At 70.8% G+C, this 14,305-nt stretch carries 14 protein-coding genes; 4 read left to right on the plus strand and 10 right to left on the minus strand.

The window, feature by feature from the left end; genetic code table 11:
- The first annotated feature begins 19 nt into the window (after positions 1-19).
- On the plus strand, positions 20-1,918 hold the full coding sequence (locus ABFC67_RS14960) for an aromatic amino acid lyase (RefSeq protein ID WP_346738829.1): 1,899 nt from the start codon (positions 20-22) through the stop codon (positions 1,916-1,918).
- Positions 1,919-2,014: 96 nt separating this feature from the next.
- Positions 2,015-2,938 (plus strand): glycerophosphodiester phosphodiesterase family protein, encoded by a 924-nt coding sequence (locus ABFC67_RS14965; protein ID WP_346738830.1) that lies wholly within the window; start codon positions 2,015-2,017, stop codon positions 2,936-2,938.
- 13 nt (positions 2,939-2,951) lie between these two features.
- Here ABFC67_RS14965 and ABFC67_RS14970 read toward each other — a convergent pair whose 3' ends face one another.
- The 4 genes from ABFC67_RS14970 to ABFC67_RS14985 all read right to left on the minus strand — a co-directional run bounded on the left by ABFC67_RS14970 (position 2,952) and on the right by ABFC67_RS14985 (position 5,875).
- On the minus strand, positions 2,952-3,917 hold the full coding sequence (locus ABFC67_RS14970) for a C13 family peptidase (protein WP_346738831.1): 966 nt from the start codon (positions 3,915-3,917) through the stop codon (positions 2,952-2,954).
- Positions 3,918-3,919: 2 nt separating this feature from the next.
- The gene (gene mtnC, locus ABFC67_RS14975; protein WP_346738832.1) at positions 3,920-4,606 is read right to left on the minus strand and encodes an acireductone synthase; all 687 of its coding nucleotides are present in this window, start codon (positions 4,604-4,606) and stop codon (positions 3,920-3,922) included.
- 88 nt (positions 4,607-4,694) lie between these two features.
- On the minus strand, positions 4,695-5,237 hold the full coding sequence (locus ABFC67_RS14980; RefSeq protein WP_346738833.1) for an acireductone dioxygenase: 543 nt from the start codon (positions 5,235-5,237) through the stop codon (positions 4,695-4,697).
- Complete coding sequence (locus tag ABFC67_RS14985) at positions 5,234-5,875, minus strand: methylthioribulose 1-phosphate dehydratase (RefSeq protein ID WP_346738834.1); 642 nt, start codon at positions 5,873-5,875, stop codon at positions 5,234-5,236. Before ABFC67_RS14985 ends, ABFC67_RS14980 begins: the two co-directional genes overlap by 4 nt.
- A 179-nt stretch (positions 5,876-6,054) precedes the next feature.
- Between ABFC67_RS14985 and ABFC67_RS14990 the strand changes: the two genes are divergently transcribed.
- Positions 6,055-6,396, plus strand: coding sequence for a high-potential iron-sulfur protein (locus ABFC67_RS14990; protein WP_346738835.1), 342 nt, complete (start codon positions 6,055-6,057; stop codon positions 6,394-6,396).
- A 422-nt stretch (positions 6,397-6,818) separates the two neighbouring features.
- Here the strand turns inward: ABFC67_RS14990 and ABFC67_RS14995 are convergent, their stop codons facing one another.
- Positions 6,819-8,255: an amino acid permease gene (locus ABFC67_RS14995; RefSeq protein ID WP_346738836.1), complete on the minus strand. Its 1,437-nt coding sequence runs from the start codon at positions 8,253-8,255 to the stop codon at positions 6,819-6,821.
- An 81-nt stretch (positions 8,256-8,336) separates the two neighbouring features.
- On the minus strand, positions 8,337-9,779 hold the full coding sequence (locus tag ABFC67_RS15000) for an amino acid permease (protein WP_346738837.1): 1,443 nt from the start codon (positions 9,777-9,779) through the stop codon (positions 8,337-8,339).
- A gap of 225 nt (positions 9,780-10,004) precedes the next feature.
- Between ABFC67_RS15000 and ABFC67_RS15005 the strand changes: the two genes are divergently transcribed.
- Positions 10,005-10,547, plus strand: coding sequence for an NUDIX hydrolase (locus tag ABFC67_RS15005; RefSeq protein ID WP_346738838.1), 543 nt, complete (start codon positions 10,005-10,007; stop codon positions 10,545-10,547).
- A gap of 114 nt (positions 10,548-10,661) precedes the next feature.
- Here ABFC67_RS15005 and yeiP read toward each other — a convergent pair whose 3' ends face one another.
- From yeiP to ABFC67_RS15025, 4 genes are all read right to left on the minus strand, one after another.
- On the minus strand, positions 10,662-11,225 hold the full coding sequence (gene yeiP / locus ABFC67_RS15010) for an elongation factor P-like protein YeiP (protein WP_346738839.1): 564 nt from the start codon (positions 11,223-11,225) through the stop codon (positions 10,662-10,664).
- 122 nt (positions 11,226-11,347) lie between these two features.
- Positions 11,348-12,115, minus strand: coding sequence for an SDR family NAD(P)-dependent oxidoreductase (locus tag ABFC67_RS15015; protein ID WP_346738840.1), 768 nt, complete (start codon positions 12,113-12,115; stop codon positions 11,348-11,350).
- Positions 12,116-12,211: 96 nt separating this feature from the next.
- Positions 12,212-13,465 carry a hypothetical protein gene (locus tag ABFC67_RS15020; RefSeq protein ID WP_346738841.1) on the minus strand — a complete coding sequence of 418 codons (1,254 nt, stop codon included), beginning with the start codon at positions 13,463-13,465 and terminating at the stop codon, positions 12,212-12,214.
- A 318-nt stretch (positions 13,466-13,783) separates the two neighbouring features.
- Complete coding sequence (locus ABFC67_RS15025) at positions 13,784-14,284, minus strand: GNAT family N-acetyltransferase (protein ID WP_346738842.1); 501 nt, start codon at positions 14,282-14,284, stop codon at positions 13,784-13,786.
- Between the last annotated feature and the right edge of the window lie 21 nt (positions 14,285-14,305).

Consider the following 14,305-nt stretch of genomic DNA (forward strand, 5'->3'; position numbering starts at 1 on the left):
GGAGGCGTGGCGAGGCGACATGGCAACGACTGCAGACACGATCGTTCTGGACGGCAACCGCCTGACCCGCGGGCAGGTAGTGGCGATCGCCCGCGACGGCGCGCGCGTCGCGCTGGATGCGAAGCAGCTCGGGCGCGTGCAGCGCGCCGCGGATTTCCTCGCCGAGAAGGTCGACTGCGGCGAGCCGATCTACGGCGTCACCACCGGCTTCGGCAGCAATGCCGACAAGCTGCTCGGTGCGCACCGCGCACGCGACGAACTGCCCGGCGGCAATCCGGAAGTCACGGACGGCACGCTGCTGGAGGAGTTGCAGCACAACCTGGTGATCACGCACGCGGTGTGCGTGGGCAAGCCGTTCGCGCCCGAGGTGGTGCGCGCCATGCTGGCGATCCGCATCAACACGCTGATGCGCGGCCACTCCGGCATCCGCGCGGCGACGCTGCAGGCGCTGGCCGAGCTGCTCAACCGCGACGTGATCCCGGTGATCCCGGAAAAGGGTTCGGTCGGCGCCAGCGGCGACCTCGCGCCGCTCTCGCATCTGGCGATCGTGCTGCTGGGCGGCGGCGAGGCGTTCCACGCCGGCGAGCGCGTGGCCGGCGCCGAGGCGCTGAAACGCGCCGGTCTCGCGCCGGTGCGGCTCTCGTTCAAGGAAGGCCTGGCGCTGAACAATGGCACCACGCAGATGCTGGCCTGCGCGGTGCTGGCGCTGGACCGTCTGCAGGCGCTGCTCGGCACCGCCGACCTCGCCGCGGCGATGACGCTCGACGCGTTCGCCGGCCGCAGCGGCGCGCTGCGGCCCGAGGTGCACGCGCTGCGTCCGCACCCAGGCCAGGTCGAGACCGCGGCGCGCGTGCGCGGCCTGCTGGAAGGCTCCACCCTGGTCGACATTCCCTACCACCTGGTGCCGCGCTTCCGCACCTGGTCGGCCGAAGCGTGGGCGACGCCCGAGGAGCAGGCGCAGCGCTTCGACATCGCCTGGGAATGGGTGCCCGCGAACCACCGCCACGGCCGCGAGGCGTTCTACAGCCGCTTCCTGCCGTTCCGGGGCGGCAAGAAGCACCAGCCGCAGGATGCCTACTGCCTGCGCTGCATGCCGCAGGTGCACGGCGCGGTGCGCGACGCCTGGGCGCAGGCGTGCCGCGTGATCGACGTCGAGCTGAACGCGGTCACCGACAACCCGCTGGTGTTCCCCGACGCCGAGAACCCGCGCCACATCGAGGACCAGGTGATCTCCGCCGGCCACTTCCACGGCATGCCGCTGGCGCTGGCGATGAGCTACGTGAAGGCGGCGATCCCGGTGCTGGCCTCGATCTCCGAGCGCCGCCTGGCCAAGCTGGTCGACCCCGCCACCAACGACGGCCTGCCGGCGTTCCTCACCGGCAACGAGGACGCCACCGACTCCGGCTTCATGATCGTGCAGTACACCGCGGCGGCGCTGGTCAACGACCTGGCCACGCGCGCGCATCCGGCCTCGGTGTACTCGATCCCGACCAGCGCCAACGCCGAGGACCACGTGTCGATGGGCGCCAACGAGGCGCGCCACGTGCTGGAGATGTGCGAGGACCTCGGCCACGTGCTGGCGCTGGAGCTGTACACCGCCGCGCAGGCGCTGGAGTACCGCCAGGACATGCTCAACGCGGCGCGCCGCCTCGCCGAGCGCGGCGGCTGGACCGCGCTGGCGGCGAAGGTGGTCAACGCGCCCGATCCCACGCATCCGCAGCGCGCGCAGTTCGAGGAGGAGGTGCGCGCGCTGCAGAAGGCGCTGGCCGAGGCCGGCGACTTCCATGCCGGCGCCGCCGTGCGCAAGGCGTTCGCCGCCATCCGCGAGCGCATCGGCTTCATCTCGCGCGACCGCGCGATGGATGGCGACGTGCAGCGCATCTGCGCACTGGTGGCGAGCAGGGCGCTGCTGGCCTGAGCGTTCGCCGGCCGGGCTGCCGGCCGGCGGCCGCGCCATGCTTGGCATGCCGCGCCGCGCGCGGCATGCTGCGCGGGGTTCCGACGGACTTGGCCCATGCATCGCTGGCGCACCCTGGACGGCCGCCCACCGCGCGTGATTGCGCACCGCGGCGCCAGCGGCTACCTGCCCGAACACACGCTGCCCGGATACGCGCTGGCAGCGCAGCAGGGTGCCGACGTGCTCGAACCGGATCTGCTGCCCAGCCGCGACGGCGTGCTGTATGCGCGCCACGACTACGGGCTTGCGCGCAGCACCGACGTGGCAACGCGGCCCGCATTCGCCTCGCGCGCCCGCGAAGTGGACGGCGCGCGCGACTGGTGGATCACCGACTTCGACGCCGCCGAACTGGACACGCTGCGCGCGATGCAGCCGTTCGCCCAGCGCGACCACGCGCACGACGGCCGCCACGCGCTGCCGCGCTTCGCCGCCGTGCTCGACCTCGCCGCGCGCGTCGGTGCCGAGCAGGGCCAGGTGTTGCCGGTCTATCCCGAACTGAAGCATCCGCAGCGCTGCCGCGCGCGCGGCCTCGATCCGGTGGCGCTGCTGGCGGCGGAATTGCTGCCGCGCGGCCTGGCCGGATCGCAGGCGCCGGTCTGGCTGCAGTGCTTCGACCACGACGTGCTGCGCGAGGCGCGGGAGCGCCTCGGCAATCCGTGCTACGCGCTGGTCGAGGCGCTGCCGGCGCAGCCCGACGCGCGCGACGCCAGGCTGCGCGAGCTGGCGACCTGGGCGCGCGGCATCGCGCCGGACAAGCGCCTGCTGTGGGATGGCCGCGGCCGCGACAGCGGCCTGGTCGACGCGGCGCATGCCGCCGGCCTCGAAGTGCACGCCTGGACCTTCCGCGACGACCTCGGCTACGCGCCGTTTGCCGACGTGCGCGCCGAACTGCGTGCGGCGTTCGCGCTGGGCGTGGATGCGCTGTTCTGCGATTTTCCCGCCACCGCCGTGGCCGAACGCGCGGCATTCGCGCGGCGCTGACCGCAACCTTCCTTCAGCGCGTGACCACGATCTGCTGGGTGTCGAACGGCAGCGGCACGCCCGGCTTGAAGGTATGGCGCCAGGTGGCGAGCTGGTCGGCGATGCCCCTGCCGACGTCGATCTGCGGCTCGGACGGCGTCAACTGCTCGCGGTGCTCCCAGCGCGTGACGTCGTCGCGGGCATAGCCGTAGGCCTGGATGAAGTCGGTCGTGCGGTTCAGCGCGTCGGCCAGCAGGGCGCGGCCGAAGAAGGTGATCTCGGCATCGCTGTCGCAGCCGAACGAGCTGCGGTCGCTGCGCGCGGCGGTGATCACCAGGGTGCCGTCGCCGCGCAGCGGCGGGACGAAGCCGCCCGAATAGCAGGCGTTGACCACCACCACCTTCCACTTGAACGGACGCTGCTTGAGGATGTCGCCGAGATCCTCGGCGCCGATCTGGTCCAGCGGCAGCGGGTCGAGACCGACCGTCAGCGTGTGATCCTCGCTGCCGTGCGAGGTGAGGTACAGCAGCAGCACGTCCTGCTGCGGGTCCATCACTTTGGCCAGCGCGTCCAGCGCGGTCTCGAGATTGCTCCAGGTGGCGAGCGGGCGCCGGTCGACGGTGGCCGGATTGTTCTCCAGCACCAGCGTGTGCCCGGCGGCGGCGAAGCGCTGGCCGAGCATGCGCTCGGCGTACTCGGCCTCGTTGCGGAACGCGTCGGTGCTGCCGTCGCCGGCGAAGATCAGCGCGTACAGGTTGACCTGCCCCGGCGTGCGCGGCTTCAGCTGCGCCAGCGCCGCCTGCATGCGGTCGGCCTGCACGTACAGCGCCTGCTCGGGGGTGAGGTCGGTGTCGGCCCAGGCTTCGCTGTCGGCGGCATCGTCCTGATCCGTGGGCGCGGCCGCGGCCGCGGGCTGCGCGGGCGCGGCGTGCTGGCCCAGCGACAGCGCCAGCGCGGCGCCGGTCAGGAAGGCGAACAGGGCAGCGAACAGGGTGCGCATGGTCAGACCGCGATGGCGTCGAAGTCGGCGACGCAGGGATGGCGCGCGTCGGCCGGACAGGCCAGCGGCGGCCGGCACACCCACGTGGTGCCGAAGCCGGCGGCGCGTGCGGCGTCGAGTTCCTCGACCACGTCGGACAGGAAGTGCAGGCGCGCGGGCGGCTCGCCGATCGCGGCGGCGATGCGCGCGTAGGAATCGCGTTCGCGCTTCGGGCCCGTCTCGGTGTCGAAATAGCCGGCGAACAGCGGGGTCAGGTCGCCGGCCTCGCTGTAGCGGAAGAACAACTTCTGCGCCTGCACGGAACCCGACGAGTACACGTAGAGCCGGATGCCCTGGGCGCGCCACGCGCGCAGCTTCGCCGCGACTTCGGGGTAGACGTGGGCGCGGTAGTCGCCGCCGGCGTAGCCGGCTTCCCAGATCATGCCCTGCAGCGCCTTCAGCGGCGTGGCCTTGCGGTCGGTGTCGATCCAGCCGAGCAGCAGGTCGATCACCTCGGTGCGGCTGGCGGTGATCAGGTCGGCCTCCCGTGCCGCCTCGTGCAGCCAATGCCGCACCTCGGGATGGTCCGCGTGGGTTTCGACGAAGGCGGGCAGGCGCTTGCGCGCGTACGGGAACAGCACGTCCTTGACGAAACTGATCGAGCTGGTGGTGCCCTCGATGTCGGTGACGATGGCGCGGGTTTCGGTCATGGCCGGGAGACGGAAGACGGGAGACGGGACGAGCGTACCAAGCCGCGGAGCGGTGTTGTGGCGCCCGCGCGGCTCCGCCTCGCGGTCCTCACTCGTAGCGCGGGAAGCGCGCGGCGATCGGGTCGCCGGTGAAGTTGGCCACCCAGCCGGCCGGATTGGTGAACAGGCGGATCGCGACGAAGTGCGGCGCCGGCCCCATGTCGAACCAGTGGCGGGTGCCGCCGGGCACGCCGATCAGGTCGCCTTGGGTGCACAGGATCTCGTAGACCCGGTCGCCGAGGTGCAGGCTGAACAGGCCGGAGCCGGCGACGAAAAAGCGCACCTCGTCCTCGGCGTGGGTGTGCTCCTCGAGGAATTTCCGGCGCAGCGCTTCCTTGTCCGGATGATTCGCGTGCAGGCTGACCACGTCGGCCGCCCGGTAGCCTTCCTCGGCCATCAGCCGGTCGATGTCGCCGCGATAGGCGGCGATCACCGCGTCCGGGCTGGCGCCCGGCGTGATCGGCTTCGACGTTTGCCAGCGTTCGAAGCGCACCCCGGCCGCGGCCAGTTCGCGGACGATCTCGGCGTGGGCGTCGGTGGCGAGCAGCGGCGAAGCGCCGTCGGTTTCGCTGAAAATGCGCAGGCGGCTCATGCGGACAACCTCCTCAGATCCAGCTCGCAGGCAAGCAGGAATTCGAGCGCTTCGAGATGACGGCGCGTCTCGGCCATGTCGCGGCCCCAAGTGTAGATGCCGTGGCCGTCGATCAGGTACGCATACAGCGGCTTGCCCGCGTCCAGCCAGGCATCGATGCGCGCGGTCAGATCGGGCATGTGCTGGGTGTTGGGGAACACCGGCACCTCGAGCACGCTTTCGTGGGTGGTGTGGCCGGCGATCGCCTTCTGCAGCTCCCAGCCCTGCAGGCGGATCGCGCCGGCCGGCGCGAACAGGCGCGAGGCGACGGTCTGCGTGCGCGAGTGGGTGTGCAGCACCGCGCCTGCTTCCGGGAAGCGCAGGTAGATCTGGACGTGCAGCGCGGTTTCGGCGGAGGGCCGCGCGTCGGTGTCGACCGGCCGGCCGGACATGTCGACGACCATCACGTCGCCCTCGTCGAGCTGCCCCTTGTCGCGCCCCGAAACGGTGATCGCGATGTGGCCGGCGTCGATGCGCGCGGAAAAGTTGCTGCTGGTGGCCGGCGTCCAGCCCTGCGCGGCGAGCGCGCGGCCGGCATCGGCGATGCTGCGCGCGCAGGCGGCGAGACGGGTCCGGTCGTAGCCTGGTGGAGGGGGCATCGACGGTGCGTTCGGATGGCCAGACGTGGCGCGGCACTATAGCACGCGTGCGCGCGGCGCCCGGGTGCGGCTGACTCAAGTCATGCACCGTTGGGCTGCGCGGCGTAGGATATGCGGCAAGGGTACAAACGCGGCCGTGCCGCACTTTCATCCCACCATCCCACGACGGAGGTTTGCCAATGTCGAATGACCAGAACAACGCGTCTCGCCGCCGATTCCTCAAGGTCGCCGCCGGCGCGGCCGGCGCCGCCGCGCTCGCCGCGGTGCTGCCGCGCACGGCCAACGCGCAGGCGCTGCCGCATCTCGCGCCGACCGACCCGGCCGCCAAGGCGCTGGGCTACGTCGAGGACACCACCAAGGTGGACCAGGCGAAGTACGCCAATCACAAGGCGACCGACAATTGCGCCAACTGCAAGTTCTTCCAGGGCAAGCCCGGCGACGCCTATGCGGGCTGCCAGCTGTTCCCGGGCAAGGCGGTGAACGCGAAGGGCTGGTGCTCGGCGCACGCTGCGAAAGCCTGATCGCCCGCTCCAGCGCGATCGAGAGAGCCGGCCGCAAGGCCGGCTTTCGCGTTTCCGGGAAGCGCGAAAACGGCGATCGGCGCAGACGGCCTCGGCGGCGATGCGCGCGGATGGTTCGGAAGGGGGAGGCGAGCATGCGGGCGGGCGCCCGAGACATCGCTGCTCGAGCGCGCCCAGGTCGAGGAGCTGGGTCGCCTGGACGCGCCCGAGCGGCAATCCGAGGGGTCCACTGCCAAGTGACTAACCCGCGGACCACGGATCATAGCGCGGGAGGGCCTCGGCCGGCCAATAGATCGCGCCCATCGCTTATGCTCGTTTACAGCATTTTCGATCTTTCAATGACTTGAGAACTCAACCTCGCTCGGAATCGATCCAATCGCCATCCATACTTTCGGGTATGGATGGCGATTGCCGAGGTGCGGTCAGCGCGCGCGCAGCCGGCTGTGCCGGTAGCCGTAGCCGAAGTACAGCACGAAGCCGAGCGCGGTCCAGGCCACCATCAGCGTCCAGTTGTACCAGCTCATCGTGCCCAGCAGGACGAGGCAGCTGAGGATGCCGCAGGTGCAGATCACGGGCGCCCATGGCACGCGGAACGTGCGCGGCAGGTCGGGCGCGGTGCGGCGCAGCAGCAGCACGCCGCCGCACACGGCGCAGAACGCGATCAGCGTTCCCATCGAGACCAGGTCGCCCAGCACGTTCAGCGGGAACACGGCCGCCATCAGGGCGATGCCGATGCCGGTGATCACCGTGTTGATGTGCGGCGTGCGGTGCTTGGGATGGATGCGCGTGAACACCTTTGGCAACAGGCCGTCGCGACCCATGATCATGAAGATGCGCGGCTGCGCGATGATCATCACCAGCACCACCGAGGACAGGCCGATCAGCGCGCCGACCTCGACCAGCCAGCGCAGCCAGACCAGTTGCGGGTGCGCGCGCACCGCGGTCACCACCGGTTCGTCGGTGCCGAGCTGCGTATACGGCAGCAGGCCGGTCAGCACCGCGGCCATGGCGATGTACAGCACCGTGCAGATCGCCAGCGAGGCCAGCGTGCCGAACGGCATGTCGCGCTGCGGGTTCTTGCACTCCTGGGCGGCGGTCGAGGTGGCCTCGAAACCGATGTAGGCGAAGAACACCATCGCCGCGCCGCGCAGGATCCCGGACCAGCCGTACTTGTCCGGGCCCTGCTGCTCGGGGATGAACGGGTGCCAGTTGGCCGGGTCGACGTAGCGCGCGCCGACCACGATCACGATCAGGATCAGGCTGACCTTCAGGATCACCATCGCCATGTTGGCGCCGGTCGACTCGCGGATGCCGACGTAGCAGACCCAGGTCAGCGCCAGCGTGATCGCCACGGCCGGCAGGTTGAACAGTGCGCCGGTGGCGACCAGGTGGCCGTTGACGTAGTCCAGCGGCGCATTGGTCAGCGCAGGCGGCAGGTGGATGCCGAAGTGGTCGAGCAGGCTGAGGAAGTAGCCGGTCCAGCTCACCGCGACCGCCGAGGCCGAGACGCCGTATTCCAGCACCAGGTTCCAGCCGATGAACCACGCCGCCACCTCGCCCAGCGTGGCGTAGGCGTAGGAGTACGCGCTGCCGGACACCGGGATCATGGTGGCGAACTCGGCGTAGCAGAGCGCGGTGAAGCCGCTGCAGATCGCGGCGAGGACGAACGAGATGATGATCGCCGGGCCGGCGTGGTCGGCGGCCGCCTGGCCGGTGATGACGAAGATGCCGCCGCCGATCACGGCGCCGATGCCGAGCGCGGTCAGGCCCCAGGGGCCGAGCGTGCGGCGCAGGGCCGGCCCTTCGATGTCTTCGGCGATGGCGCGGGGGGACTTCTTGGCAAGCAGTTGGTCGAGCATGGGGAATCCGGTGGCTGCGGCCGAAGCGCCGCGCGACGATGCGAAAAGGCCGGCGGGCGGACCCGCCGGCCTTGCGGCCGCTCAGCGGCGGCGCAGTCGACTGTTGCGGTAGCCGTACAGGAAATAGACGAGCAGGCCGAGCGCGATCCACGCGCTCATCCATTTCCAGTTGTCGATGAACGACCGGCCGAACAGGAACAGGCAGGCCAGCGCGCCGAGCGGGCAGATCACCCACACCGCCGGCACGCGGAAGGGGCGCGCCAGGTCGGGCCGCGAGTAGCGCAGCACCAGCACGCCGACGCAGACGGTGGCGAACGCCAGCAGGGTGCCCATCGACACCAGGTCGCCCAGCACGCCGATCGGGAACAGGCCGGCCAGCGTTGCTGCGACGATGCCGACGATCACCGTGCCGACGTAGGGCGTCTGGAACTTCGGGTGCACCTTGCCGAACAGCTTCGGCAGCAGGCCGTCGCGCGACATCGTGTAGAAGATGCGCGGCTGGCCCATCAGCATCACCAGGATCACCGAGCTGAGTCCGGCGATCGCGCCGATGGCGACGATCTCCTTCAGCCAGCGCAGGCTCGGGTAGGCGTCCAGCGCGGTGGTCACCGGGTGGGCGGTGTTGAGCTGCAGGTAGGGCAGCATGCCGGTGAGCACGCCGGAAACGATGATGTAGAGGATGGTGCAGACCACCAGCGAGCCGAGGATGCCGATCGGCATGTCGCGCTGCGGGTTCTTGCATTCCTGCGCGGCGGTGGAAACCGCGTCGAAGCCGATGTAGGCGAAGAACACCACCGAGGCGCCGCGAAATACGCCGTCCCAGCCGAAGTGGCCGTCGCCCTGCGCGGCGGGGATGAACGGATGCCAGTTGGCCGGATCGACGTAGCGCAGGCTGAAGCCGACGAACATCAGGATCACGACCAGCTTGATCGCCACCACGATCGAGTTGACGAACGCCGACTGGGTGATGCCGACGTAGCACAGGCAGCTGATTGCGGCCACGATCAGCACCGCCGGCAGGTTGATGATCGCGCCGGTGAGCTGGAACGAGCCGCCGACCAGGGTCAGCGGCGCTGACGACAGCGCGGCGGGCAGCGCCAGGTTGTAGTCGACGAGCAGGCTGTTGAGGTAGCCCGACCAGCCGACCGCCACCGTGGACGCGGCGAACAGGTATTCCAGCACCAGCATCCAGCCGATGAACCAGGCGACGAACTCGCCCAGCGTGGCGTATGAATAGGAGTAGGCGCTGCCCGAAACCGGCAGCATCGAGGCGAATTCGGCATAGCACAGGCCGGCGAACGCGCAGGCCACGCCGGCGAACACGAAGCTGAGCACGACGGCGGGGCCGGCGTGCACGGCGGCGGCCTGGCCGGTCAGCACGAAGATGCCGGCGCCGATGACCGCGCCGATGCCGAGCATGATCAGATGTCGCGCGGTCAGCGCGCGGCGCAGCGTGACCTCGCCGGACGCGGCCTCCTCGGCGGCCGACAGCACCGGCTTGGTGACGAACAAATCTCGAAACATGAAACCCCCTCCCGAATGGATCGGCACGGATGCACGGCGCTCTTGTGGTGCTGGCGCGGACGTCGCAGGCGGCCATGCCGAAGCATGGCGGCGCTGTACCTTGCCAAATGCGCCGGTCGGGCACAAGCGCACGAGGTCATGGCTTTGCCCGCGGGGCGCGGATCCTTGCGCCGGCCGGGGCGCTGCGGCACTCTGCAAGGTTCCTTCCGCCGACGAGGTCCGCGCGTGTCGCCCCTGCCCCTGCTGGCGGAACTGGATCGTTACCGGCAACGCTGGCCGCGCGAGGCGGCGGTCGGCGATTTCCTCGACTTTGCGCGCCGCGAGCCGCGCTGCTTCGAGCGCAGCACCGTCGAAGGTCACTTCACCGGCTCGGCGTGGCTGGTCGGCGTCGACGGTGCGCGCGTGCTGCTGACCCACCATCGCAAGCTCGACCGCTGGCTGCAGTTGGGCGGGCACGCCGATGGCGATGCGCATCTGGGGCGGGTCGCCCTGCGCGAGGCCGAGGAGGAATCGGGACTCCGCGCGCTCGCGCTGGAGCCGGGCATCTTCGACCTCGACCGCCACCTGATCCCCGCGCGCGGCGCCGACCCCGCGCATTGGCACTACGACGTGCGCTACGTGGTGCGCGCCACGGCCGACGAGCGGTTCGTCGTCAGCGCGGAATCGCATGCGCTGGCGTGGCGGCGCATCGACGAGCTGGCCGGCGACGCCGGCATCGACGCCTCGCTGCGGCGGATGGCGGGGAAGTGGCTGCAACGCGCGGGGTGAGGCGCGGGCGGCTCGGGGCGATGCGGCCTCGCCTGGAACGATCTTGCCCCGGCCGTGCGGGGCGGACGCGCCGCCCCGACGCGGCCGGGCGGATGCGCGCCGCCTGCGCGCGCGTCAGGCCCTGCCGCTGAACTCGCCCGTGACGGTGCTGACCAGCACGCGCTCGCCGCTGGTGATGTAGTCCGGCACCTGGATCTCGATGCCGGTCTCGAGGCGCGCCGGCTTGGCGCGCTTGGTGGCGGTGGCGCCCTTCAGCTCGGGGGCGGTGTCGACCACGGTCAGCGCCACCGACTGCGGCAACTGCAGGGCGACCGGCTGCTCGTCGATCAACTGCACGTAGCAGCCGTCCAGGCCTTCGGTGATGTAGCCGGCGGCATCGCCGACCAGCTCCGGGCCCAACACGTACTGCGTGTAGTCCTCCGCGTCCATGAACACGAAGGCGTCGCCGTCCATGTACGAATAGGTCGCCTGGCGGCGCGTCAGGTCGACTTCCTTCAGGTCGTCGTCCGCGCGCAGGCTGAGGTCGTACTTCTGCCCGCCGGGCACGCCGTACAGCGTGAAGCGGAAGGTGACGTTGCCGCCGCGCGCGGTCGGCGCGCTGCGCTCCACCTCGCGCACCTGGTACACCTTGCCTTCGTGCTCGACGACGTTGCCGCGCTTGATTTCGGATGCTTTCATGGTTCGCGTGGTGGAAGTTGCGGGGCGGGAGCGGGAAGTAGGAAGTGGGAAGTGGGGCAAGGCGGCGAACGCGACCACTCGCCGCGCTCCACCTACTCCCTACTCCCCATTCCCAACTCCCATCATTTCGGTTGCATCCGGATCGCGCCGTCGATGCGGATGACGCCGCCGTTGAGGTAGCGATTCTGCAGGATGAAGGCGACGGTGTCGGCGAATTCCTCGGGCTTGCCGAGGCGCGACGGGTAGGGCACCTGCGCGCACAGCGACTGGTAGACCTGCTCGGGCATGCCGTCGACCATCGGCGTGTGGAACACGCCGGGCGCGATGGTCATCACGCGCACGCCGATGCGCGCGAACTCGCGCGCCATCGGCAGGGTCATGCCGACCACGCCGCCTTTCGACGCCGAATACGCGGCCTGGCCGATCTGGCCCTCGAAGGCGGCGATGGATGCGGTGTTGACGATCGCGCCGCGCTCGCCGTCCTCGCCCGGCGCGTTGTGCTGCATCAGCGCGGCGGCGGCCTTGGCGACGTTGAAGCTGCCGACCAGGTTGACCATCACCGTGCCGGCGAAGGTCTTCAGCGGCATCGCGCCTTCCTTGCCGAGCACGCGCCCGGCGCCGAGGATGCCGGCGCAGTTGATCGCGGCGTTCAGGCCGCCCATCGCCTGCTGCGCCTGCTGCACGGTGGCGGCGATGCCGTCCTCGGAGGTCACGTCGGCGCGGAAGAAGCGCGCGCTGGCGCCCAGTTCGGCGGCGGCGGCCTGGCCCTTCTCGTCGTTGACGTCGAGCAGCGCGACCTGCGCGCCGTGGCCGACCAGCCGCTTCGCCACCGCGAAGCCGAGGCCGGAGGCGCCGCCGGTGACGACGGCCTTGATCTGTTCGAGCTGCATGGGATTCTCCACGGGTGCGCGAGCCGGCCATTCTAGCCGAAGCGCCCCCGGCGCGGCCCGCGTGCGTGCCGGCGTCCGGTGTCGGGCAAGCGGCGGCTACGTGGTGGTGCCGTCGGTCGCGGCCGTTTCGCCGGCGGGCGCGGCTTCGGCGGCACGAACGCGCTGGCCGGCGTTGCGGACCAGGCGACCCATGATCTGCCACGCGACGGACAGGCCCGGTCGCGGGTCGTCCAGACGGAACACGTGGAAGTGGGCGCGCGCCCACTGGCCGACGATGCGGTAGAGCGGGCCGCGTGCGGACCGCGGCTGCGTGCGCACGGTGATGATGTCGCCGGGCAGATTGACGCAGCCGGCGCCCACGGGATAGGTCCGTGGGGACGCCTCGACCGGCAGCCCGCAGGCGTCCTGCCACGCCATCCGGCACACGTTCACGCCGCAACGCGCGGCGAATTCGACGTACCACCACGCGCGCGTGTTGACCTCGAGGATGCGGAAGCTGCCATCGCGCGCATCGCGCTTGAACTCCGCGCTGAAGATGCCGCGGTAATCCAGGCCCGCGAGCAGCGCGTCCAGGCTGCCGACGGCGTTGCCGACGTCCTCCAGCGGGACGCTGCGGCAATACGAGCTGTTGCCGAAGTCGGCCGGGAAGATGCGCCAGCGGCGGCGCGCGAACAGGCCGGTCAGCGCGCCGCGGCGATCGCGGAAGCCGTCCACGAAGTAGTGGTCGGCGGCGCTGCCGGGCACGTACTCCTGCGCAAGCACTTCGAGCCCGTGCCGTTCGAGCTTGCGCCAGATCGCCTCCAGCTCGGTGCGGTTGCGCGCCCAGATGCCCTTGGTGCCCATGATCCGGCTGAATGCCTGCGAGTTGGCCGGCTTGAGGAACACGCGGTCCAGCTCGCCGAACGGAATGGCGTCGATGTCCCCGCGGCGGCGGATCGGGAACGTGCGCGGGTGCGGAATGCCGCTGCGCGCCAGGTGTTCGCCGAAGCGCGCCTTGTCCTGCAGGATCGCCAGCGTCTGCGGCGAGCTGCTGCTGACGAGGAATCGTCCGCGCAGATCGTGCGGCAGGTCGGCCAGCCATAGCGCGGCGTCGTCCGCGCCGGGGATCAGCACGGCCCGCTCCAGCGGCATGCTGCGCAGCAGCTCGAGCGCGGCCGCATCGCACTTGCCGTCCCACGCGGTCGGCCCCGGTGTCGGCCGGTACCAGCGCGAGCGCGCGGCGAGGTCGCCGGCCGGGCAGGCGATATAGGCTGGAATGCCGGCAAGGCGAAGGCAGCGCAGCGTGCCGAGCCCGGTCTGCCCGAAGCCCACCACGATGGCGGGCACGAAGCGATCCCCATGAGCGTTCATGGCGCCCCCCTGTCCGGGATGCCGGCCTCGCGACCACGTTGGTCGTGGCCCACCCGCGAGGCGGCGTCCTGCCGTATGTCTGTCGCTCCCGTTGCCGTCGGTCGTCGGGCGGCGGCGCGGCATCCAGCCTCTTGCCGCCCGCAACTTATAACGCGACGGCCGGCGCATCAACCCTGCGCTGGGCGCGTGCCGCCCGGACTCTGGAATGGCCGTCTTTCGCCAGGCTGTCGGGAATGGCAGTAGGCGTTTCGCGGGAGAAGGCGAGGCGCGGGGCGGGATCGCCGCGTGGCGGCGCGTCCATCGCGGTGCGCGCGGCGCCTACGGGGCCGGCGACAGATCGCGCAGGTACCAGCGGTCGCAGCCGAAATGGCCGGTGGCGCCCATCGGCGCGCAGATGCGGTGGAAGCCCTGGCTGGCGTAGAGCCCTTGTGCCGCATCCATGCCGGTCAGCGTTTCCAGGTAGCAGCGCCGGTAGCCGAGCGTGCGTGCGGTTTCCAGGCAAAGCCGGATCAGCGCCTTGCCGGCGCCCTGGCCGCGCAGTTCGGGCAGGAAGTACATCTTGCGCAGCTCGCACACGCCGTCCTCGCCGCCTTCCAGCGGCGCGATGCCGCCGCCGCCATGCACGCGGCCGTCGCGCTCGACCACGAAGTAGGCGCAGCCCGGCCGCGCGTACGCGCGCGACATCGCGTCGACCTCGGGATCGTGGATGGCGAAGCCGGGGCCGCCCGCGCCGAACTCGGGCATGACGGCGCGGATCACCCCGGCGACGGCGACGTCGTCGGCGGGCGCGATCGGACGGATCGTGAAGGGCGTGCTCAAGCGGGGGCCTCGTCGTTGCGG

It is taken from the genome of Mizugakiibacter sp., from assembly GCF_039680435.1.
Lineage (GTDB): Bacteria > Pseudomonadota > Gammaproteobacteria > Xanthomonadales > Rhodanobacteraceae > Mizugakiibacter.

Coding starts and splice junctions, on each gene's coding strand:
- ABFC67_RS14960 (WP_346738829.1), top strand. CDS start 20: ATGGCAACGACTGCAGACACGATCGTTCTGGACGGCAACCGCCTGACC.
- ABFC67_RS14965 (WP_346738830.1), top strand. CDS start 2,015: ATGCATCGCTGGCGCACCCTGGACGGCCGCCCACCGCGCGTGATTGCG.
- ABFC67_RS14970 (WP_346738831.1), bottom strand. CDS start 3,917: ATGCGCACCCTGTTCGCTGCCCTGTTCGCCTTCCTGACCGGCGCCGCG.
- mtnC (WP_346738832.1), bottom strand. CDS start 4,606: ATGACCGAAACCCGCGCCATCGTCACCGACATCGAGGGCACCACCAGC.
- ABFC67_RS14980 (WP_346738833.1), bottom strand. CDS start 5,237: ATGAGCCGCCTGCGCATTTTCAGCGAAACCGACGGCGCTTCGCCGCTG.
- ABFC67_RS14985 (WP_346738834.1), bottom strand. CDS start 5,875: ATGCCCCCTCCACCAGGCTACGACCGGACCCGTCTCGCCGCCTGCGCG.
- ABFC67_RS14990 (WP_346738835.1), top strand. CDS start 6,055: ATGTCGAATGACCAGAACAACGCGTCTCGCCGCCGATTCCTCAAGGTC.
- ABFC67_RS14995 (WP_346738836.1), bottom strand. CDS start 8,255: ATGCTCGACCAACTGCTTGCCAAGAAGTCCCCCCGCGCCATCGCCGAA.
- ABFC67_RS15000 (WP_346738837.1), bottom strand. CDS start 9,779: ATGTTTCGAGATTTGTTCGTCACCAAGCCGGTGCTGTCGGCCGCCGAG.
- yeiP (WP_346738839.1), bottom strand. CDS start 11,225: ATGAAAGCATCCGAAATCAAGCGCGGCAACGTCGTCGAGCACGAAGGC.
- ABFC67_RS15015 (WP_346738840.1), bottom strand. CDS start 12,115: ATGCAGCTCGAACAGATCAAGGCCGTCGTCACCGGCGGCGCCTCCGGC.
- ABFC67_RS15020 (WP_346738841.1), bottom strand. CDS start 13,465: ATGAACGCTCATGGGGATCGCTTCGTGCCCGCCATCGTGGTGGGCTTC.